Origin of the sequence: Legionella drozanskii LLAP-1, assembly GCF_001467585.1 — a bacterium.
Lineage (GTDB): Bacteria > Pseudomonadota > Gammaproteobacteria > Legionellales > Legionellaceae > Tatlockia > Tatlockia drozanskii.
On the sequence record NZ_LNXY01000027.1, the window covers coordinates 367,484 to 387,187 of the forward strand.

The following is a 19,704-nucleotide window of genomic DNA, read 5'->3' on the forward strand; positions in this document are numbered from 1 at the left end:
GAGCAAGGCCCAATCAACATAGCGACGCAGAATAGATTATTTTATGCTATAGATTAACTAACTGCTTTCACGGACGATGAGATGAATGAAATTGATATTTTAAAATTTTTTTATGATGAAATAAAAGCACGCGGGGAAACTCGCGAAGTTGTTTTTTTAAGTATTGATGAAGATGCCGCTGAGGTACTTTCACACAAACTGGGGCAGCCAGTTAATTTAGAGCAAGCACAACAATTAACTGATACTTGCATCGCTAACGAATGGATCGAACGAACAACGGCCGACCCAAACTATCATTACCTTTCATTAACTGAAGCAGGACTGCAAGTCGTTTTAAGCAATTTGTATTCCTAAAGATCTAATGCTGTCTCATAGTTAGATTTTCGACCACAGTGTCTGGATGTTCTGAGCGCTTCACAATACGAACTTCACCCGGTTGCAGGTCTCGGGGGAAAAAAAGATGAGTATTCCTTTTATTGCTATATTGTTTACTATCGTAGCCTTCAAAAAAGTTATCCCAGAGTATTTTAAATCTACTATTACTAATTTTAATAACATAGGATGATGAGGGTCCCCGTCCAACTTTTTCAAGTTTCACGCCAGACATCTGCACTCCCTCTCCAAGGTATTTTTTAAATGCTTTAAACCAAGTTTGTACTTCTCGATTACTGCCTTTAATTTCTAGCGGCTCCAACTCTCTTATTCTACCTTGTACCCTCGATAGAGAGGCTCGCACTGCAATTGCCTGCTCATTTGTATTATGTTGCTGCACATAATGATTAAAAAGACTATTAAGTTCATGCCCTAGCATGCTATCTAACCAGCTTTTTAGTGTAAAAGCTGGGCAGCTTCCGTCTTCCTGAATAAAGCCTCTCTGATTATGGACAACCCGTTCGTAAGATATACGAGGATCGATAGGATCCCTAATATAATATTTAACGGGTAGAAGGTAGAAAAAACCACTTAAAAGTTGTCTTAATTTAAATAATCTGACCCATTCATCAGCTTCTTTCGGGTTTGGAGTCGATTTCGAATCATCGTTATTACGTCCCTCTGGACGATAAAATATAATTTCTCGCTCAACTCTAATTAATTCTGGTATAGTAATTTGCTCCATAGCAGCTTTATAATGTTCAGGTTGGGTGTAGGGATTCACATTTAAAGGAATCAAGCTTCCATCAGAATCGTAGGTAAAGGGAGTTAATTTGGTCACAAAAGTACCCCAACCCGTTTTTGTTTCAATATCGACACCAGGACATTTAGAACCAAGATTAAATTCTACTTTGTAATAATCATGATGGTGGGGAATATCATCGAGTCCTGCTGACTGACCATTTTCAAGAACGCCTACTTTTATAATACTAAACAAAGCAAAATGATTTCTATGTGCTCCACCTCGAATTAGGATCTCGTCAGTCTCAAAATAATTTTTTTGATCGGAAAGAAAACGCAAACTAACATAGCTAGAATTTTTATTCAGGACTGCCCTAGGATTACCTTCTAGTAGATCTCGAATATTATTCTGAATTAATTCGGGGAGCTGTTTGTCATAAGGTGTAGGTAGCTCATGAAGTAAGGGATTATTATCCTCAATATCTAGCATTTCCTCTATAGCTTGCCCATAAAGCTGATTTCTGATGTAAGCAGAAAATTCAAGCTCGGTAATTAGGCTTTGACGAAAAACCCCTCTCTTGTCACGCGCCACTAAAAAAGTGGAGGTGATTAATAACACTTGATATTCCGCCGATGATAAATTATCACGATTGACCTCTGCGAAAACTCTTAGAGAAAGTGCATAAGCTTCACAGGCCTCTCGATTAGAAAGTAACAAATCGACGAAATTATCATAATCCAATGATAATTTATTAATTCCATCCAAAATAAATTTATTTCGACTCACCTCATGTAATAATTTTTTTAGAGTTGTTTCTTGTTCTTTTAATTTAGCAAGATCAGTAGTGCGTTTAATTTCTGCGAAAGGACCTTGATAATACGACTCATATAAATCATTCAAAAAATGGGGAGGCATTTCAACAACGTCGTTATTAGTTAGAGGGTCTAACTTTAATTTTGGATTATACCTGGCGAAATGATTTGTAAATACTGCTCTTAGAGACTCCTCGCAAAAAGTGACTTGGATATTAGAAGGTTGTTTATATTTTATAGCTTTTTTAGCATCTAGCCCTAGTCTAAATAAAAAAATTTCTCTAAATCTTTCGAAATCTTTTTCATCATTAATTTCAGGACAATACTGCTGATATTCTGAATAAATATGAAAAATCAAATTATCATAATTTTCTTTAGAAATAACCAAACCAAGTACGTCATTAAGTCTAATTAGATAACCATTATTATCAGCAACAAATTGTGGATCTATTGTGCGATAAATAAGAGGAATAAATACTCGATTTAGAATTTTAGCTTCTAAAAAATTTATAATTCCGTATTGGCTCAAACACCAATCTTTAAAAAGCATGATTGCCTCATTTTACTCTAAGGAGCTACTGTGTTTTTCCTTCCGGAATAGGATCATTTATTATACATGTTGTTTTTATTTTTTCAATCAATGATGAGCTAACTTTGATTTTAAAAAAAACTACTCACCTGTGTGTGAGCAGTTTTTTATTAACGAATGAGATTTTAGACCTTAGAAATAGCATAGCCGCCATCGACGCGTATCACCGATCCGGTCATATAACTTGAGGCATTCGAGCAGAGAAGTAATAAAACACCCTCCAGTTCAGTGACGCTGGCCGCTCTACCCATTGGCAAAGCGGCTAACTCATTTTTTCCTGTTTCTGACTGTAAATAAGTTTCAGTTAATTCAGTTACAAAAAAACCGGGAGCAATACAGTTGACTTGAATTCCATGTGGAACCAAACTCAAAGCCATACTTCGGGTTAAACTCTCTACGCCAATTTTAGATGCACTATAGGCCGCGCGAGTTGGTGTTGAGAAGAAAGCAGCTGAGGAAGAAATATTAATTATTTTACCGGCCGTTTTTGTTTCAATCATCCATTTTGCAATGCTTTGCGACACCAAAAAAGTTCCTTTTAAATTGATATCAATAACATCATCCCATTGCTGTTCGCTCAGTTCCATGGTCGGAACACGCATACCAATTCCAGCAGCATTGATTAAAATATCTACTTTAGAAAAAGCGTCTTTACTTTGAGAAATTAGTTTAGCAACAGCATGAGAATTCTTAACATCAGCGCTGAAAGAGAGAGCGCGAATACCTTGTTTTTTACATTCGTCTTCAACGACCAATAAACGCTCTTCATTTCGTCCAACGAGAATAACATGAGCGCCCTGTTTTGCTAAACTAATAGCAAAATGTCTACCTATCCCCGAAGATGCACCAGTGATGAGTGCAACCTTATCTTGGACTGAAAAAATGGTATTCATTATCAACTCCTTAGCGCAAAACTTTTATTATAGACAGTTTTTGATTCAGTTTATATAAAGCTGGAATTGTTGGTATTGGTATAACAACTAACGAATCCACTTGGCTTGACCGGCGAGGTTGAATCGTAGGTTGGCAACCTACATTATGTGCTTAAGCAAGCTCTGCCCCTCATCTAGACGTATTAAGCCTAAGCCTAACAGGGCCTGTCGATTATAAAATGGACGGGTTGTGGTATTATCACTATCCAATGATAATTTATTAATACTATCCAGGTTATGGGATCAAATTTTAATTGTGGATTATAATTTGCTAATTGGTTATTAATTGATTAATTAGTTACAAGAGAGCTTAGGAGTTTACTTATTAAATACGGAAGCACTAATTAATGCTGCTAGTCTATCTAATTGACAATAAATAAACATTCTAGTTAAATACAAACATCCAAAATACGAGATTCATGATGATGTTCTCCTTTTTCGAAAGCAGTTCATGTATAGGCTTACAAACTTATCGTATTACCAATCAATTATTGCAAATAAAAGTACAGTTGTTAGAAAAAGAGAGCAGCGCTAAGAGTTATTATGTGAAAGCAGGCCGTGATATCGATTACATAGTCGAGTACTATAGTTATAGGCTCATGTCCTCCAAAAATACAGCTTTCAAAAAAACCTTGGTCGGAGAATACGAGGCTCTCGTTAATTATCTAGATCTACTGACCAGCTCCGACAAATTTGATCAGCCTTTTACCTCAGATGTGTTAAAAACGAATTATCGCCAGCACGCGATCTCCACCTTAGTCTGGGGATGTATCTTATTTGTGGTCTCAGCACTCTCGCTTTTGCTAAGTACAGCTACCTCTCTCGTCAATCCTTTGGTTGGTGTGCCTTTACTGCTAGTTGTAATTTTCACGGGATTAAAACTAATCGATAAAGCCATGCAATGGTGGGAACATAGAAAATATATCATAGAGCAAAACAACGCACCTAGAATTGAGATTGATTCTCTGATTTTAAATCTCAAAAATGCTTTTTGTATTGAACATGATGAGCATTATGAATCAGAAATATTGAATTATGATCATAGGAATTTTACAGATTCATTGACTCCCTTTTCCTACACACTATCGCCGGTGTCTAATTAGCTTAAAGCCGCATCAAAGGCTTTGGGGTTAGAACTATTTAATCAAATTTCACTGACGGTTCTGTTTGATTTTCCCATTGGCTATCGGTCGAATAAGACTTGCTTTTATCGTGAGATGATGTGCTTTTTTCTTTTTTTAATTCTCGCAATAGTTGCCGTCGAAAAGAAGGATAATCTACCTCTAACGCATGTCTAACATTTGCTTTAAATCGCGAGCGAGATTTCTTTATTTCTTTTTTGATTTTATGGGATAGATTGGATGGACGGTCTAAATCACCGGCAATGATTTTAGCAGCAATTTTAGCCTGAAAATCGGCAAGTGGCCAAATACAACCCTGTGGTTGAAACAAACCAATAAAATAAAGATTTTTAAAATCAGCGTGCATCATCTTGTGATATAGAGGTACATTCACGAGAGTACTAAAATCAATGAGTTTTTTATCAAAAAATGGGAAGCTTATTTGATATCCCGTGGCTAGAATAATGACATCAAACTCATCTTGGCGACCATCCACAAAATGTACAGTATTACCTTCTAACCGATCAATACCCCGGCGCGGTAAAACTTTACCGTGTCTTATAAAATAGAGCAATTCAGAATTGATAGTTGGATGAATTTCCTGTGGCTTGCATTTGGGTTTTTCCAGATGATATTTTGGATATCGGCCTTGAATCATCCGGATGATTGCTGCTGCCAGCAGTTGCTTTGGCCAGTAAGGCATCCAATTAACAAATGCAAACATAATGTCGGTGGGCTTCCCAAAAACAAATTTTGGAAAAATATGCTGACCGCGACGCATACTGACACAGGTTTTCGGCGAGTGACGCGAAGTTTCTACTGCAATATCACAAGCCGAATTTCCTCCCCCAACCACAAGTACTCTTTTATTTTTAAATAGCGTCGCTTTTTTGTATTGATGAGAATGAATTATTTGGCCATTAAATTCACCAGTAAATTTAGGGATTATTGGATCCCAATGATGGCCATTTGCTACTAAAACATAATTAAAAATTTCCTCATGTCTGCCTGTTTCATTTTCATAAATCACTTGCCATTCATCGTCAGATAAGGGCAGGACCTGCTCAACACGAGTATTAAATTGAATGTACTTATTCACTCCAAAATGCTGTGCATAAGCTTCAAAATAGCTGAGTACTTTTTCATGCGACGGATAATCAGGATACTCAAAAGGCATTGGATAGTCTTCGTATTGAGATAGCCGTTTGGAACTGATTATATGCGTAGTTTCATAAACACTAGAGTGTTCATTATTAACATCAAAAACCCAATTACCACCCAAGCGATTATGTTTTTCAAATACTCTAAAGTTTGTTAATCCTTGTTGTAATAAATTTTTTGCTGTAGTTATACCGCAGGGTCCAGCACCAATAACGCAAATTTTTGGCGAATCATAAGGGGGATTTTTCATAATAATAAATACACTTCACATAAGTCTAGACAGATTTTCTTCGATGATTTTATTGTTTTTTTACCCGCGCTCGCTTTCATTAAGTAGGCTGTCTCTCCGAATTGGATATGGCAGCCAGCGAGCGATTAATCATTAAATCCTGAACTTCTTCACTTTTATCGATAGTAAAATGATTTAAAGCGACCTTTTTAAATCTTTCTACATTAATATTTTCAATGGTTGTCCGCCGTGGATCGATAGCTTTTACTCGCAAACCACTAAACATTGGAACGAAAGATGGCTTGTAGATATTAACTACATGCCTGACATTAGGAGGCACTTCGAGAGGCGAAACTGCATCAATAGTAATTAATAGCTCTACAGGTATATTCGCTTTTGCAAGGTTTTTTGCAACTTTTATCTGTTCATTCGCTCCTAACGAATGCCCTGCTAATATGATTGGCCCAGGCAATTCTTTAGTACCGTAATTCTTGCTAATATATTTAGTTAGTTGGTCAACCTTATACCAGACAGTGCTTTCTGACCTAATTCTATATTTACTTTCTAAGGTGCTTTGTAGTTGGTTCATACCGGTGCTAAAGACACCGCCCAAACCACCTCTCATGACGAAAACTCGTGCGTTACTTTTAAATAAGTAATTTTTATCTTTGGAAAGACTTTGTGTCGCGGCTAAATCAATGCATCCGGTTAGATACATGCTGGAGAGCAACAAGAAGAAATAAAAAATTAGCTTGCATAATTTATTATTATGGTAGCGAGATCGCATTTTTAACTCGTTTCCTTTTTACTATTCGGCTGATTTTACATAAATTCTGTAATGGATAAAACCCAATTAATTACATCTAATTCAAGTTTATCGAGAATATCAACTAGATACTGCGGACGGGACACAGCAACAACATCTTAATTTGCAACCAGGATAGAGGTTTTAACCAACCTTCTCCCAGTTGCAGATGCGCTATTTCAAAAAAGAAAAGATTATCTTCCACCACTTCCACCAGCACCACCGCCACCATGGCCGCCACCAGCTCCACCAGCACCGCCGTAGCCTCCACCTTTGTGAACTGTGGGATCATCTGTATTTTTTTGGCATGCACTTAATAGACCTGCGGTACTAACAAGAACTAACACAGCAAGAATTGTAGCTATCCTTATTTTCATTAAAAACTCCCTTTTTCAATATTTACCCCAAGACTATCACAAGATTTTGATGGATATCCAGTTATAAATCACTAAATAAACTTATAAATCATAGATCTATGTAAAAAATAGCAAAGAATTTCTTATGTATTTAAATTGGAGTTAATTTTTTTGTCCAACTGCCCCCCGGGTTTGACAGATAAAAAATCGTCTACTAGCTTTAGCTTATAAATACCCGCCGAAATTCAACCTATTAGTTGCTTAATTCTAATACAAGGAGGTTATTATGTATTTAGGCAAGCTTGGTTTTTTTAAGGAAAAAACAACTATTGAGAAACAGCAACTTATTAAGTATTTAAATCTTTTAAAAAGCAATCTAAAAAATAACACTCTAAGATTCCAAATTTGCATTTTAAAAGAGGAACTTAGTCTTCTCAATCTATTCAATGCTTCGCGGCAAAAGGCCAAAAAACAACGGTTATCAGCTAAATTAAAATTCACTATGCGCAAACGGAGGGCAAAGAAACGTTTCATTTTAAAAAATAATCGTGTAAAATCCATTGAGCTTAGACAAGAAATACTAAAAATTACGCCGCAATTTCCAGCCTTTCCAGAACTAGTAATAAATAAAAACAATACAAAGAAATTTAAAGGTTACGCTAGAATCAAATTGCATTAATATTTACCTTCCCTGTTACTGGTTTTTTATATGTGGTATTACGAACTTCTTTATGCATTGATTTTTAAGGTTGAAGAACAGAAACGCTATGCAGCACACTCTTTTTTAGTCAAAATTATTTCGCAACTTGATTATATTTTTGAAGCCTCTCGATTTGAGCCTGTTCATCCTCAAATATACTTGGGACTGGTCGACAAAATGTATAATCAGTATAAACATGCAGAAAATGGCTCAATAACAGTTGGTCAGTTTACGCGTGAGTTATTTGCTTTAGCTATTATTTTATCCAAAGCTGCAGATGATGAGAAGATACATCTTTGTGATTTTGAAAACATTGTAAAAGATCCAAACAATTTACGAATCCTTGGCTTTTCAAAAACTACTGCTGTTCAAGATATGAATAATTTAGAAATTACACAACTGATAAAAATGAATTACAACGTTAATCCAGATTTAGATCACGTCTTAGAAATTTTGAATCAGCAAGAGAGTGTCAATTTACATTTAGGGCTCATTACTTATTTTGAATCACTCGCATCTAAAAGCGACCTATTTGATGATTTTTTAAATAACGTTTATGCGCAACGTCGTGCGAAATTAGAACCCCCTATCCCTACCTTCTCAGACGAAAATAAAAAACGAAAACGCCCTGTAACGCCCAATAATGCTAGCCTTCAAGTTAAAAGGATAAAAGAAGAACAAGCAGAGATAGTAGAAGAAGCACAATTATGTTTTCGCCCAATAACCAAGTCCTTTAAAAAAAGATCACGATTCCAAAATATGCGAATTCATTCTCAACCCTGTGAGCTAATAACCTCTGATGGTTGCTTATCGACAGGACAACTCATCCAACTTTCACCTTTCGCTTTTTTTGGATCATCGTTACATGGCCAGACTCAATTCCAATTATCCGATAATTCTTGCGGCAAAAAGCCAATGTCTTTCTGAAATCTAGTGCTCTCAAAGGATCTGCGAAATTTAGGGGAGATTCTCCAATGTTGGGCCAAGGCCTGAAGTATCGTCTCTTTTTTTTGAACAATATTTCGAGCCAATCCAGTGTTTTACTGAACCGTTCAGCCTGAGGAGGAGCGCCAGCGACGTCTCGAAGGCCTGTCCTGAGGCACGCGAAGAGTGCTTTGCAACCAAGGCTTCGAGACAGCGCTACGCGCACCCGAGCATCCTGAGGCTCTCGAAGGACTCAGCCCGAACGGATCGAGCTACTGATTGGAGCAACACCTATGTGACGATACCTCAGGGCCAAGACCCAACGATTCTGTCTGGCGAATCCCCAAAATAACCCTTAGCTTCACCTACCAATGAGAATAAAAATTGCGGCAAGCAACGCAAATATTCCAGTTAGAACAGGTGGAATAGGAACGCCAGGAACAAGTGAGGAAATTGCGATTAAGATTAAAAAAATAGCTAGAAGAATAAATCCAATATTATTGGTCAAGCGCATAGTAATAATCCTTTAAAATAACTAATTAAGAGAGCATCCCAGAAACGAGGTAATCTTATTTCAAGCCAAGCTAACTAAGCTTACCCGTTTTAGATTATCCTGTTTTAAATAGAGGTGTAAAGGGGTACTTAAAACGTATCAAATCCTTGATAATCTTCCCAAGGTAAATCGGTACGTCTAGACTCAGTTACCTTGGCTAATACAGGTCCTTGTTTTAGCCAATCATAAAAAAGCTGCATCTGCTCTTCATCGCCGCAAGCAAAAATCTCTACTCTTCCATCAGCTAAGTTACGCGCCCACCCATTAATTCCAAGATTATCTGCCTGCTCCTTTGCAGAAGCTCTATAACAGACACCCTGAACTTTTCCAGAAACATAACAACGCATACATAATCGCCTAGCCATAATTTCAATCGATTAGTGAAATAATTAAGTTTATCTCTAAAAAACAGGAAATCAAAATGCAGGGATCAGAATTATTTAAAGCACGGGTTGTTTAGTGAATCTATCCTAAAGTATACTTTTTTTGATATCGCTAAATAAGGAATAGGCATGAATACCCGAAACAAGTACAAAAGTTTTGTGTTTATTTTAGGTTTAGTTCTAGGTTCCGCTTGTGTAGCTTGGGAGGGAGGCGGACCGGTAACGAATAAGAATGGCTATCCTATGGGCGACTCTTTTGGAAATTCTGACGCAATGTATAACGGCGCCAGTTGCCGACCCGACGTTTCCGTTGTAGGGGGCGCGAGAATTTATGTTAGGAGTTGTCAGGATAGTAATGTTTGCCCAGGGTGGTTCCGACGATATATTATCAATCCGATTCGCGGAGCACTGCGTACCACTTTTGATTAATTCAGGCCAAATTGAATCTTCCTGTTTAAGCAAACCAGCTTAGCCTTGCCCCAACATTTCCACTTACTCTTGGAATTTAAATGGATTTATTGGGCCAAAGCCAACCTACTTATTCCCTACAATTTGAGGGCCTATATTCTTTTTTTAGTGTTCCAGTATTACAAGTCCAGGTTAATTCACCGGTTGGTTGTAAAGTTGGAACAAGTACGAGGGTGCCATCCCCAGCAAGTTTTGTAAAACTGATAGTTATAACACCTTGAGGTCCAATGACAATGGATTGCACATTTGCAGTGGGTGCTGGACCTTTATAACTTGTCGCTTCCTGCGAAGCAGGTAAAGCATGGTTATCCATTGTGGATTCAGAGACAGCAAGCTTCGCTGTTTGTGCCAGATTTAATCCTTCTGTCACCCGAGCTCTTACGGTGTAATTTTGATAAGCTGGAATAGCAATTGAGATAAAAATTCCTAAAATCGCGATAACAATCATTAATTCGATCAGGGTTAATCCTTTCTGTTTCATACTTCACCTCCCAAGGCTCAAGAAACGAAAGTATGCCATAAAATTCAGTCTAGACATAAAGGAATCTTTTTATTCTTTACCAGGTACTAAAACGACTTTTCACTTAGCCTAGCAAGCCCACGGTGTTTTTATTTTAAATCAAGCGAATCCCCGTAGGGATTCACTAAGTTAAGTTGGGGTCTTAGGCCCCCTGAACAATCAAAAAACCACCTAATCAATTTTTATAATGGGGTCATCAGTCTCGCTCTCAACTTTGGGATTTTTCTTCAGGCGTACTGGGTTGACATTGCAGCTAAATCGACTTGTTGTAGCATTTCGATTCGAGGACCCCTTTAGACTCGGAAAATCTTGGCTTCGGTATAGCATTCGACCAGGGATCGTTGCATTTTCTTTTGCATATTCTTTTTCTGTCACTCTTTTCTTTGTGAGTTCTACCTGTGATTCTGTGCGAAAAATAGCAACACGGGATAAATACTCAACTTCTCCCTGGATTTCAGGACGAGGTGAATAGCCACTTTCATCGCCTGTGGTCGAGGATTCCGTATCAGATTTAACTCGCATTAAATGGTTACCAAAAACAGGATGGCTGAAAGAAAATTCCACTCCCGAGGGCTCTTCATTTCCAGTATAAGAAGTTTCTTCTGTTTTTCTGGCAGACAACTCTTCTTTCGTACTATAAGAAAGCTCTTCTGTTGTGCCATAAGACTCTTCTTTCTCTCTTCCTGAAAACTCTTCTCTCTTACTATATAAAGATTCTTCCTTTTCCGTTTTTGGTCGCAGTAAAGCATCTATCTTTTTACTAGGAGCAAAATCATGCCCAACTTCTTGAGGTCTAAGTAATTTTAATATCTTTAAAAAATCTTTTAACGCGGCTTGCGTATATCCCTCTTCATCTAGGCGGCTATTATTACTTAAATTCAATTTTTTTAGTTCTTTAACATGCTTAGCTTTTCTTAAACTACTAAGCTCATGGGCCAAACATTTAATAGCCCTATTGGTAAGATTGGCTCCCCCTAAGGTGACTTTTTGAAGCTTTTCCTTACACATTAAAAGGTAAGCTATATCAGCCATATCCGCCTCCAACAAAACCTGGCCTAGAAGCTCTAATTCTTGTAAATGCTCCATGCCCTTTAAAGCTTTGAAAAATTGAGCTTTGCTTTCTTGGGTTTCAGCGTTACCAATGATTTCCATCGTTTCTAGCGCATCAAAAGCTGAGGTGGACAATGAATTAGCAAATTCTACTTCGCTTAACAAGCGTGAATTTAAGTTAAATACTTCTAAGCGCGTGACGCGGGGTAAGTTTGAAAGCAATTTAGGTAATCTTTCTGCTAAAGCCGCTTCTTGTATGGATTTTCCATATCCACCGCCATAATCATTGTGTAAAGAGGCGTTGCAATCTCCTCTACCTGACTTAGCATCATAGATATAGACAAACTCATTAAATGAATCAAGATTAGTATTAATCTCTAGTGATAAATTCTGAGTTTTTGCAAGACAGGCAACTTGAGTTAAATAACTAAATATAATCCGTGAATTAATGGCGGATTTTTCAATTGAATCCTCATCCTCTGATTTCTTGTAGGAAGATTTTCCTTGTTTTACGATTAACTTTTCTTCTTGCTCAGAAAAAGAAATGAGTAAGGGGGGAGCATCAAGTAAAGGAATAACTAACTCTTGATGGCTTTCCTTTTCACCAATTAACTCTCTCCATTTAATTGTTTTTATCTCTAAATGGACAGGATGCCCCTCTAAATCCAGGACATTAAGGACTAAAGACGAATTTGTATTCATTAAATTATCAATTAATGCATCCCAGGGCAGTTTCTTTAAATCATAGTGCTGTTGGGTATCGATGACAGTAAATTCGATTGGATTAGTTTGTTTCAGCATATTTGCTATTTTAGCAAGTAATAGCTGCATCGAATTATTAATGTCAGTAGAAACAATAGTACAGTCGATAAATTCAATGGCTTCGTATTTATTCCTCAATTCAAAGAATAAACGACTTAATGGAAGCGCTTCGAGTTGACAGTGTTTAAAAATTAACTTTGGTAGCTGAGCTTGCTTTAAAGCCTCTATCCATAGATGTCTATCGGAGTTCTGTAAGTGCTCTTCTTTAATTTTAACACTTGTTTTTTTCTTATGAAGTTTTGGCATCATCTTCCCTGATATATATAAGATCAAATAGATTAACAACTATACTAAAAAATGACAACCGGTTAATCAGTAGGTATACTTTAAAAACTTTCAACCAATAAATGGCATTATCATGTCTCGGCAAGAACGTATTAATCAACTCCTCACCCTAGAACTCATTCCCAATTATTTAGAGGTGGTTAATGAGTCGAATCGACATCAAGTCCCTGAAGGAGCTGAAACCCATTTCAAATTAACGGTCGTTACTGAAAAATTTAATGGCCTAACAAAAATTGCTCGTCATCGCCTAGTTAATAATTTATTAGCTGAAGAATTAGACACGGGAATGCACGCCTTGAGTATGCATTTATATACACCTGAAGAATGGCAAACGAGCGGGCAAACTCTACCCACTTCGCCAGCCTGTCGCGATGGTTACCGTCATGGATAAAATGATTCCGATTTATTGGCAGAACCTTTGCACTTTACCGAGGAAATCACGCGGCTTTAATCTGATCACCGCTGAGATCCAACAAAGCATGACTACTATGCCAGTTGTACAGACTGGCTTAGCGCATCTCTTTTTACAACATACCTCTGCTTCACTCACCATTAGCGAAAACACCTGTACTGATGTACCAATCGATTTGGAAGCTTATTTTAACCGAGCAATTCCAGACGATGAGAGACTGTATCGCCATATTTTAGAAGGTGCAGATGATATGCCGGCGCATATTAAAAATGTCTTACTTGGAGCTAGCCTGACAATCCCGATAAGCAAGGGACAGCTGGCGCTGGGACAATGGCAAGGGATTTATTTGTGCGAACATCGGAATCATGCAGACGAGCGTCGCATTGTTATCACAGTGCATGGGATCTAAGCTTGCATCCATCATAACCCACAATCTTATTCCTAACGGAAAAAAATGCTTTTCATGCATTCAATCATTCCCTTATAATGCATATCTTTTTGCCAAAATGGCTCTTTGGAACTGTCAACTATGAAAGCCTGGTCTTCTGAAAAAATTTCAGTATTTGCATTAGTATTATTAATTACTGGGGCTATTGACAGTATCCGTAATTTACCTGCTACTGCCCTGTTTGGTTCTTCACTCATTTTTTTCTTTATTTTTTCCGCTATAATTTTTCTAATTCCCGTCGCATTAGTCTCTGCGGAGTTATCTTCGACCTGGGCTGAAGAGGAAGGGGGTGTTTACAGCTGGGTGAAGCATGCTTTTGGTGAAACTGCGGCTTTTTTTACGATCTGGCTTCAATGGATCAATACCATGGTCTGGTATCCTACTATTCTTTCTTTCATTGCAGGTACTTTGGCTTATCTCATTAATCCTGAATTAGCGCAAAATAAATATTATTTGATTAGCGTCATTCTAATTGTTTTTTGGTCACTGACTTTCTTAGGACTTGCGGGATTGCGCGCCTCTGCTGCTTTTGCAAGCTTTTGTGCGGTAGTTGGTATGATTTTACCGATGGCTTTTATTATTGTTCTTGCCGCCATTTGGCTCATTAAGGGAAATCCTATCTCTATTGATCTCCATTTAAATCATTTAATACCTCATTGGGGCGATACCCAATCTTGGGTCTCACTGACAGCGATCATGACTTCCTTTTTGGGTATGGAATTAGCTGCCGTGCACGTGCGAAATGTGCGCAATCCGCAGCATAATTTTCCTCGAGCTATGTTGATGTCCGTTATCCTCATTTTGACAACAATGATTTTCGGCTCTCTCGCCATTGCTTTCGTTCTTCCTCAGGAAAAAATTAGCCTGGTGGATGGGGTGATGCGTGCGTTTACCAATTTCTTTCAAGCTTATCACCTCACTGCACTGATGCCAGTCATTGTTATTTTGCTATTGCTTGGTAGCTTAGGAAGCATGGTGAATTGGATTATTTCCCCCGCAAAAGGCCTGTTACTAGCTGCAGATAATGGCTTCTTGCCTCATTGGCTTTATCGCTTAAATCATCGTGGTATTGCATCGCGCATCTTAATTCTGCAAGCCCTATTAGTGACTTTGTTATGTAGCGGATTCTTGCTATTTCCTAGTATTAACGCAATTTATTGGTTATTTACCGCTTTGAGTACGGAATTATATATCTTAATGTATGTATTGATGTTTATTGCGGCCTGGCGTTTGAAAACCAAATTTGCCAATCTACATCGTCCTTTTGTTATTCCAGGCGGCTACTTTGGTTATTATTTAACCTGCGCACTAGGCTTGGCAGGTTGTGCCATTACTTTATTTATTGGTTTTATTCCTCCTGAAAGCAGTATGGATATAGGAGGCGCTGCTCATTTTCGACTTATCTTTGGTAGTGGCATTATCATTATGATCCTACCGGCTTTTTTATTGTATTTACGTAAAAAAAGGCAAGATGCGAGAACCTTAAAAAAATAGCTTGATTTTGGCATTTCGTTTTATTATTGCACATGCTATTCTAATCATAGACTCTCTGCCCTTTCCCAACAAAGGATCAGCGCGGCCATGACAGAAGAAGCACTAAAAAACATCCGCAATAAAATCGATAAAATCGATCAGCAACTATTTAACCTCTTGAGCGAGCGTGCAACTTTTGCAGCAGAAGTGGCTAAAATCAAGAAGTTGCAACATAGCCCTGTTTATTATCGTCCTGAAAGAGAAGCACAAATTCTCCGTTCGATTGTTGCCAATAATACTAGCCTCTTACCTGATCGCGAAGTCGCCCGCATTTTTCGTGACATCATGAGTGCTTGCCTTGCTTTGCAAGAACCTTTATCGATTGCTTATTTAGGTCCAGAGGGCACTTTTTCACAACAAGCTGTTATCAAGCATTTTGGTGAAAGTGTAAATCTCGTTCCCGAGCCCTCTATTACTGAAGTATTTAAACTGGTCGAAAATGGTAATGTCCATTATGGTGTCGTACCTATCGAAAACAGTACTGAAGGGGTAGTGAATATTACCCTCGATAATCTAATCAGTTCCGACGTGCAAATATGTGGCGAAATTTCCTTGCGTATTCGTCATCATTTTGTGCGCCTCGACCCCGATAAGCCCTTAGAAACGATTTATGCGCACCAACAGACCTTAGCTCAATGTCGGCATTGGCTCGCTGTTCATTATCCCAAAGCCAATCTCCAAGAAGTAGGTAGTAATGGTTTGGCAGCACAACTTGCTGCAAACGATCCGAATTCTGCCGCAATTTGCGGAGATAATGCTGCAGAAATACATAAGTTGCAAAAATTGCATCAGCATATTGAGGATTATCCAAATAATACAACTCGCTTTATTATCCTAGGAAAACAACTCCCTGGTCCAAGTGGTTGTGATAAAACATCAATTATTATTTCCACCCCTCATGAACCTGGTACTTTATTGAATTTACTGTCTCCACTTGAAAAATATAAAATTAATATGACTTCAATTGCATCTCGTCCCTATCGTCATCGCAATTGGACCTACCTCTTTTTTATCGATTTCGAAGGCCATCAATCCGAGCCTCCTATTCAACTTGCCTTGAATGAGATTACCTCCATGTCGGTTATGATGACTGTACTTGGCTCCTATCCCCAATCAATGGGATAGCGACTCCATTTCTTTACACATTGGATACATATCTTTAAGATTTTCTTAAGCTTTGAATGATACCTTTGTCGCACCTAAATAATAATTTTTAAACAAGGTGCTCCATGGGTAAAGAGAAACAAAAAATTTTACTGGGCTTACAAGCAATAGAAAACCAAATTGCAAAGTTAGCACACCTTGTTAATTTACCGGTCGAATTAGACTCCGCACTTAAACAAAAGATTGATGATTTAAGAGCTCTCTGGGAAAAAGAGAAAGATATTACGCCCCATCTTATTCACCAATATAGCAAGAGCCTAGCTCAACTAGAAGCAGATATCGCACAGCAATGCGAGACCTTCCTGAAATCAATTGCCAATACTCAGGGACTTGGTTGGAGCCCCTCTTTATACAATGAAAGTGGCAGTCCTATTAATCCTCAGCCTCTCGAGCGATTGACGCTGCAAATACAACATTTCAAAAAAGTGGTTGAAGAAACAAACCAAACTCTTTTAGCGGATCTCAACAGACTCAAGTCTGGATGGGAATCTAAAAATGACAAAAGAAGAGAAGCAAAGCTGGGTAAAATTGCACACTATATGGAAGAAATTTCTCAAAATCCCTCCAAACTTTGTGTAACTCAAGAAATGATTAGACCTCTTTATTCAGGATCTGGCCGCAAAGCACCTGTTATTTTTACGACTAGCGAGAATTATTCAGGTGTCGAAAGAGAAATTTCTGATTTAGCAGCAAAGTACGCTGCACTGAGAGAAGTTATCCAGCAGCAACAAAATAAATTTAAAAACCTTGCTGGCTTACAAGAAGGGTTTTCTATAGAAAACGAGGTACTTATTGAGCTGGCTCAACTAGATCCGCTGCTTAAGAAATGGTTACAGGAGCTTAAAAGACTCAATCGATCAGCCTTCGAATTAATTAAAAATACACATCCGCTTCTTAATAGTTTTTCAGCTGAGATGAACATCCAGGCTCAACTCAATGAAGCTCTCATGCAAATGATGAACCTAACCAAGGCTCAAGAACGATTACGAACAAGAATTTTGGAAAGACAGGCAATACTTCAATCAAATGCCAGGAGCCCGGAAGAATTAAAGAAGGAATTAAATATAGCTAAAGACAAGGCAAAAATCGCCCTCGAATGTTTTTTGTTAACCTTCTCTACCTTTCAATTAGGTGACAAAGAAGACCGAGACACTCTCTTTTTTACCAAACAGCTTACAGCATTTATAGAAGAAATTATCACCGATTTACAAGCAAAAGATCTCTCGTTAAACACTCACGAAATTCAGAGTTTCCGAATTAGATTACTTCAACATCTAGGAGAAAAAGCGCATTGGTTTAGCATTAATGCACCTGAAACACAGGTACTTGATAAAGCAAGCATTGATGAATTTTTAACTGAATTATTTAAATCAGTCGCTCCTGCACCAACGCAAACGACTGTAGCCACTAACCTCCCCTTCTTCAAAGATGCTAAAAAGCTTATTGATGATTTTTTAAATACCAATTCAGCTGAAAGCAGTGAATTATTAGATAGAAAACAGCTTATTATGCTTCGCAGCCTCGCTAATAAGTTAACTTCATTTCAAATTACACAAATAAAAAACTATCATATTTTAAAAGATATTCAGATTGATCAAGAAGAAAAAATCAACGAATTATTTAATAGTTTAACTTCCAAGATTTTTTATAATAAAAATCTCTTACAACTTAAATTAATGCTATTTTCGAATGAATACGGCTCGTCTGCAGAGGTTAAAGAGGGATATGAGATTATTACTCAGCTGATTGAATTAGAGACTTCTTTAAAGATGGAGTTTACTAAATTTCAGCAAGAAAAAGAGAAATTAAAATCAATTGAATCACCACTTGATCGCTTGTCACAACTTACTGATTTACAACAGGCAGTTCTTAATAAATTGGGACAAATAGATAAAGAATTCATGGCAAGTGATGGCCTTGAACAAATAATATCAAGAAAAATATTAGCCTTGGAACAGACCTATGACATAGACAAATATAGCTTACTACGGACACTTGATGCTGAAATTAACGATACTAAAGCCATCTTATCTAGTTGCTACCAACCTGAAGAAGTCGCCGAAATTCTCAAACCTTATTCTACTAAACTTCAGGAATTATGGCACACAACCCAACAAGAGACTGATCTCCATCTTGTAAAGCGAGTGGTTGAAAAATTGTTAATGGGTTTAAAAAGCCATAAACAAGAAGCACGGCACTTATTAAACCGTTTTTACGAACAAAAATTGACTGATTTAATGAGACAACGCCCTGCTCTGGGGGATAGATTAAGCGAAATTAATCCTTTTATAATAGAACTCAACCAACAAAATCGGAAAGTCCATATAGCCATTAATGAGGTTATAGAGAGATATCAAAACATCGATAGAGCCGATAACTCTCAAATGAAAGCCCACATTCTTTTTTTAGAAGAAGACATTCGCAAGGCTCAAGAGGCCTTAGATGCTCGAGCTCAAGTTTTTGAAAAAGCAAAAGTCATTGAGACTCGTCTAAAATCAGCCGCCTATCAAAAGTCACTTTATGTCATTGAAACGATGGAAAAAGAATATAGGCGTATACTTGACAAATACATAGATAGTGCACTTGAAACCGATCCCGAAGATGGGGATGAGAATGAGTTTGCCCAAGACGATCAAGAAATAAAAGCAAAGCTTCAAGAATTAAGAGCAATCCCCGGAACAGTAGCTAACTATGCGCGGCTTGCTGAGTACAAAGATTATTTAAATAAGGTGGATCTACGATTATTTAAATTATTAGAAATGCAACTAAAGTTTGATGAAATTAATCAAATGTATATCAGTAGCGAGTTGCTCGGAATGCTCACTGAAAAAGAACAACAAGCAGCCACTGGTATAGTCATCATTAATCCACAGGAAACTTATGAGCGCTTACTTGCCTGTGCTGATAAAAAATATGCATTGCAACAAATCGACATGGTAAACCAGACTATTCATCATACCAAAATGGAAAGTTTATCCGAGGGTGTGATTCCAGAGTTTATTCAATGGATTCGTATTTATATTTTAAAACCATTACAAACGCTCAAACACCAAGTCGGGGGCTATTTAAAAGGAGAAGAAAACGAAAAAGCTCGCTTTTTCCCGACACCTAAAACACCTTGGGCTTGTAAAACTGAGGAGCTGTTGAGAGAAACGGGCAATGAAGTTCTTCCAGTATTTGCTGCCGCCGCCGCGGCGGCTTGATAGCCCGAGCGTCGAGTCTCTACCGGGTTACCTAATTGTTGGTTAGGCCTTGGGCCTGGAGGCTCGTCACTTTTTTTTTGAATAATATTTCGAGCCAAATCCAGTGTTTTACTGAACCGT

Annotated in this window: 19 protein-coding genes; 10 read left to right on the plus strand and 9 right to left on the minus strand. The window is 37.7% G+C overall.

Annotated elements, in window-relative coordinates:
• Window positions 1-81 precede the first annotated feature (81 nt).
• Window positions 82-354, plus strand: a complete 273-nt coding sequence (locus Ldro_RS10810) for a thioredoxin domain-containing protein (protein ID WP_058496430.1) — start codon at window positions 82-84, stop codon at window positions 352-354.
• A 4-nt stretch (window positions 355-358) separates the two neighbouring features.
• Here Ldro_RS10810 and Ldro_RS10815 read toward each other — a convergent pair whose 3' ends face one another.
• Together Ldro_RS10815 and Ldro_RS10820 are read right to left on the minus strand one after the other, a co-directional pair.
• Complete coding sequence (locus Ldro_RS10815) at window positions 359-2,476, minus strand: hypothetical protein (protein ID WP_058496431.1); 2,118 nt, start codon at window positions 2,474-2,476, stop codon at window positions 359-361.
• A 164-nt stretch (window positions 2,477-2,640) separates the two neighbouring features.
• Window positions 2,641-3,408 carry an SDR family NAD(P)-dependent oxidoreductase gene (locus Ldro_RS10820; RefSeq protein WP_058496432.1) on the minus strand — a complete coding sequence of 256 codons (768 nt, stop codon included), beginning with the start codon at window positions 3,406-3,408 and terminating at the stop codon, window positions 2,641-2,643.
• A gap of 458 nt (window positions 3,409-3,866) precedes the next feature.
• Between Ldro_RS10820 and Ldro_RS10825 the strand changes: the two genes are divergently transcribed.
• Entirely contained in the window at window positions 3,867-4,550 is a 684-nt protein-coding gene (locus Ldro_RS10825) for a hypothetical protein (RefSeq protein ID WP_131764206.1), read from the plus strand.
• 37 nt (window positions 4,551-4,587) lie between these two features.
• Here Ldro_RS10825 and Ldro_RS10830 read toward each other — a convergent pair whose 3' ends face one another.
• From Ldro_RS10830 to Ldro_RS10840, 3 genes are all read right to left on the minus strand, one after another.
• Window positions 4,588-5,979, minus strand: coding sequence for a flavin-containing monooxygenase (locus tag Ldro_RS10830; protein WP_065235928.1), 1,392 nt, complete (start codon window positions 5,977-5,979; stop codon window positions 4,588-4,590).
• Window positions 5,980-6,058: 79 nt separating this feature from the next.
• The gene (locus tag Ldro_RS10835) at window positions 6,059-6,745 is read right to left on the minus strand and encodes a hypothetical protein (RefSeq protein WP_058496434.1); all 687 of its coding nucleotides are present in this window, start codon (window positions 6,743-6,745) and stop codon (window positions 6,059-6,061) included.
• A 212-nt stretch (window positions 6,746-6,957) separates the two neighbouring features.
• A complete protein-coding gene (locus Ldro_RS10840) occupies window positions 6,958-7,140 on the minus strand; it encodes a hypothetical protein (RefSeq protein ID WP_058496435.1) in 183 nt (60 codons plus the stop codon).
• 265 nt (window positions 7,141-7,405) lie between these two features.
• On the opposite strand from Ldro_RS10840, the gene Ldro_RS10845 reads away from it, so the two are divergent.
• Window positions 7,406-7,798, plus strand: coding sequence for a hypothetical protein (locus Ldro_RS10845; RefSeq protein WP_058496436.1), 393 nt, complete (start codon window positions 7,406-7,408; stop codon window positions 7,796-7,798).
• Between the two features lie 30 nt (window positions 7,799-7,828).
• Window positions 7,829-8,746, plus strand: a complete 918-nt coding sequence (locus Ldro_RS10850) for a hypothetical protein (protein WP_058496437.1) — start codon at window positions 7,829-7,831, stop codon at window positions 8,744-8,746.
• Between the two features lie 358 nt (window positions 8,747-9,104).
• On the opposite strand, the gene Ldro_RS16550 is transcribed toward Ldro_RS10850, so the two are convergent.
• Together Ldro_RS16550 and Ldro_RS10855 are read right to left on the minus strand one after the other, a co-directional pair.
• Window positions 9,105-9,257: a hypothetical protein gene (locus Ldro_RS16550; RefSeq protein WP_164480609.1), complete on the minus strand. Its 153-nt coding sequence runs from the start codon at window positions 9,255-9,257 to the stop codon at window positions 9,105-9,107.
• A 128-nt stretch (window positions 9,258-9,385) separates the two neighbouring features.
• Window positions 9,386-9,661, minus strand: coding sequence for an acylphosphatase (locus tag Ldro_RS10855; protein ID WP_058496438.1), 276 nt, complete (start codon window positions 9,659-9,661; stop codon window positions 9,386-9,388).
• Window positions 9,662-9,808: 147 nt separating this feature from the next.
• On the opposite strand from Ldro_RS10855, the gene Ldro_RS10860 reads away from it, so the two are divergent.
• On the plus strand, window positions 9,809-10,108 hold the full coding sequence (locus Ldro_RS10860) for a hypothetical protein (protein ID WP_058496439.1): 300 nt from the start codon (window positions 9,809-9,811) through the stop codon (window positions 10,106-10,108).
• A 109-nt stretch (window positions 10,109-10,217) separates the two neighbouring features.
• Here Ldro_RS10860 and Ldro_RS10865 read toward each other — a convergent pair whose 3' ends face one another.
• On the minus strand, window positions 10,218-10,628 hold the full coding sequence (locus Ldro_RS10865) for a pilin (protein WP_058496440.1): 411 nt from the start codon (window positions 10,626-10,628) through the stop codon (window positions 10,218-10,220).
• A 210-nt stretch (window positions 10,629-10,838) separates the two neighbouring features.
• A complete protein-coding gene (locus Ldro_RS10870; protein ID WP_131764205.1) occupies window positions 10,839-12,788 on the minus strand; it encodes a leucine-rich repeat domain-containing protein in 1,950 nt (649 codons plus the stop codon).
• Window positions 12,789-12,897: 109 nt separating this feature from the next.
• Between Ldro_RS10870 and Ldro_RS10875 the strand changes: the two genes are divergently transcribed.
• The 5 genes from Ldro_RS10875 (at window position 12,898) to Ldro_RS10895 (ending at window position 19,584) form a co-directional block, all read left to right on the plus strand.
• Complete coding sequence (locus Ldro_RS10875; RefSeq protein WP_058496442.1) at window positions 12,898-13,215, plus strand: BolA family protein; 318 nt, start codon at window positions 12,898-12,900, stop codon at window positions 13,213-13,215.
• A gap of 1 nt (window position 13,216) precedes the next feature.
• Window positions 13,217-13,645, plus strand: coding sequence for a secondary thiamine-phosphate synthase enzyme YjbQ (locus Ldro_RS10880; RefSeq protein WP_238584014.1), 429 nt, complete (start codon window positions 13,217-13,219; stop codon window positions 13,643-13,645).
• A gap of 120 nt (window positions 13,646-13,765) precedes the next feature.
• On the plus strand, window positions 13,766-15,178 hold the full coding sequence (locus Ldro_RS10885; RefSeq protein ID WP_058496443.1) for an APC family permease: 1,413 nt from the start codon (window positions 13,766-13,768) through the stop codon (window positions 15,176-15,178).
• An 87-nt stretch (window positions 15,179-15,265) separates the two neighbouring features.
• Entirely contained in the window at window positions 15,266-16,342 is a 1,077-nt protein-coding gene (gene pheA / locus Ldro_RS10890; RefSeq protein WP_058496444.1) for a prephenate dehydratase, read from the plus strand.
• A gap of 104 nt (window positions 16,343-16,446) precedes the next feature.
• The gene (locus Ldro_RS10895) at window positions 16,447-19,584 is read left to right on the plus strand and encodes a hypothetical protein (RefSeq protein WP_058496445.1); all 3,138 of its coding nucleotides are present in this window, start codon (window positions 16,447-16,449) and stop codon (window positions 19,582-19,584) included.
• Window positions 19,585-19,704: the final 120 nt, after the last annotated feature.

Bases quoted from the DNA above. Each gene is read 5' to 3' on its own strand.
- Ldro_RS10855 (WP_058496438.1), bottom strand. From the start codon at position 9,661: ATGGCTAGGCGATTATGTATGCGTTGTTATGTTTCTGGAAAAGTTCAG.
- Ldro_RS10815 (WP_058496431.1), bottom strand. From the start codon at position 2,476: ATGCTTTTTAAAGATTGGTGTTTGAGCCAATACGGAATTATAAATTTT.
- Ldro_RS10875 (WP_058496442.1), top strand. From the start codon at position 12,898: ATGTCTCGGCAAGAACGTATTAATCAACTCCTCACCCTAGAACTCATT.
- pheA (WP_058496444.1), top strand. From the start codon at position 15,266: ATGACAGAAGAAGCACTAAAAAACATCCGCAATAAAATCGATAAAATC.
- Ldro_RS10885 (WP_058496443.1), top strand. From the start codon at position 13,766: ATGAAAGCCTGGTCTTCTGAAAAAATTTCAGTATTTGCATTAGTATTA.
- Ldro_RS16550 (WP_164480609.1), bottom strand. From the start codon at position 9,257: ATGCGCTTGACCAATAATATTGGATTTATTCTTCTAGCTATTTTTTTA.
- Ldro_RS10840 (WP_058496435.1), bottom strand. From the start codon at position 7,140: ATGAAAATAAGGATAGCTACAATTCTTGCTGTGTTAGTTCTTGTTAGT.
- Ldro_RS10820 (WP_058496432.1), bottom strand. From the start codon at position 3,408: ATGAATACCATTTTTTCAGTCCAAGATAAGGTTGCACTCATCACTGGT.
- Ldro_RS10845 (WP_058496436.1), top strand. From the start codon at position 7,406: ATGTATTTAGGCAAGCTTGGTTTTTTTAAGGAAAAAACAACTATTGAG.
- Ldro_RS10825 (WP_131764206.1), top strand. From the start codon at position 3,867: ATGATGATGTTCTCCTTTTTCGAAAGCAGTTCATGTATAGGCTTACAA.
- Ldro_RS10860 (WP_058496439.1), top strand. From the start codon at position 9,809: ATGAATACCCGAAACAAGTACAAAAGTTTTGTGTTTATTTTAGGTTTA.
- Ldro_RS10830 (WP_065235928.1), bottom strand. From the start codon at position 5,979: ATGAAAAATCCCCCTTATGATTCGCCAAAAATTTGCGTTATTGGTGCT.
- Ldro_RS10810 (WP_058496430.1), top strand. From the start codon at position 82: ATGAATGAAATTGATATTTTAAAATTTTTTTATGATGAAATAAAAGCA.
- Ldro_RS10865 (WP_058496440.1), bottom strand. From the start codon at position 10,628: ATGAAACAGAAAGGATTAACCCTGATCGAATTAATGATTGTTATCGCG.
- Ldro_RS10870 (WP_131764205.1), bottom strand. From the start codon at position 12,788: ATGATGCCAAAACTTCATAAGAAAAAAACAAGTGTTAAAATTAAAGAA.
- Ldro_RS10895 (WP_058496445.1), top strand. From the start codon at position 16,447: ATGGGTAAAGAGAAACAAAAAATTTTACTGGGCTTACAAGCAATAGAA.
- Ldro_RS10880 (WP_238584014.1), top strand. From the start codon at position 13,217: ATGATTCCGATTTATTGGCAGAACCTTTGCACTTTACCGAGGAAATCA.
- Ldro_RS10850 (WP_058496437.1), top strand. From the start codon at position 7,829: ATGTGGTATTACGAACTTCTTTATGCATTGATTTTTAAGGTTGAAGAA.
- Ldro_RS10835 (WP_058496434.1), bottom strand. From the start codon at position 6,745: ATGCGATCTCGCTACCATAATAATAAATTATGCAAGCTAATTTTTTAT.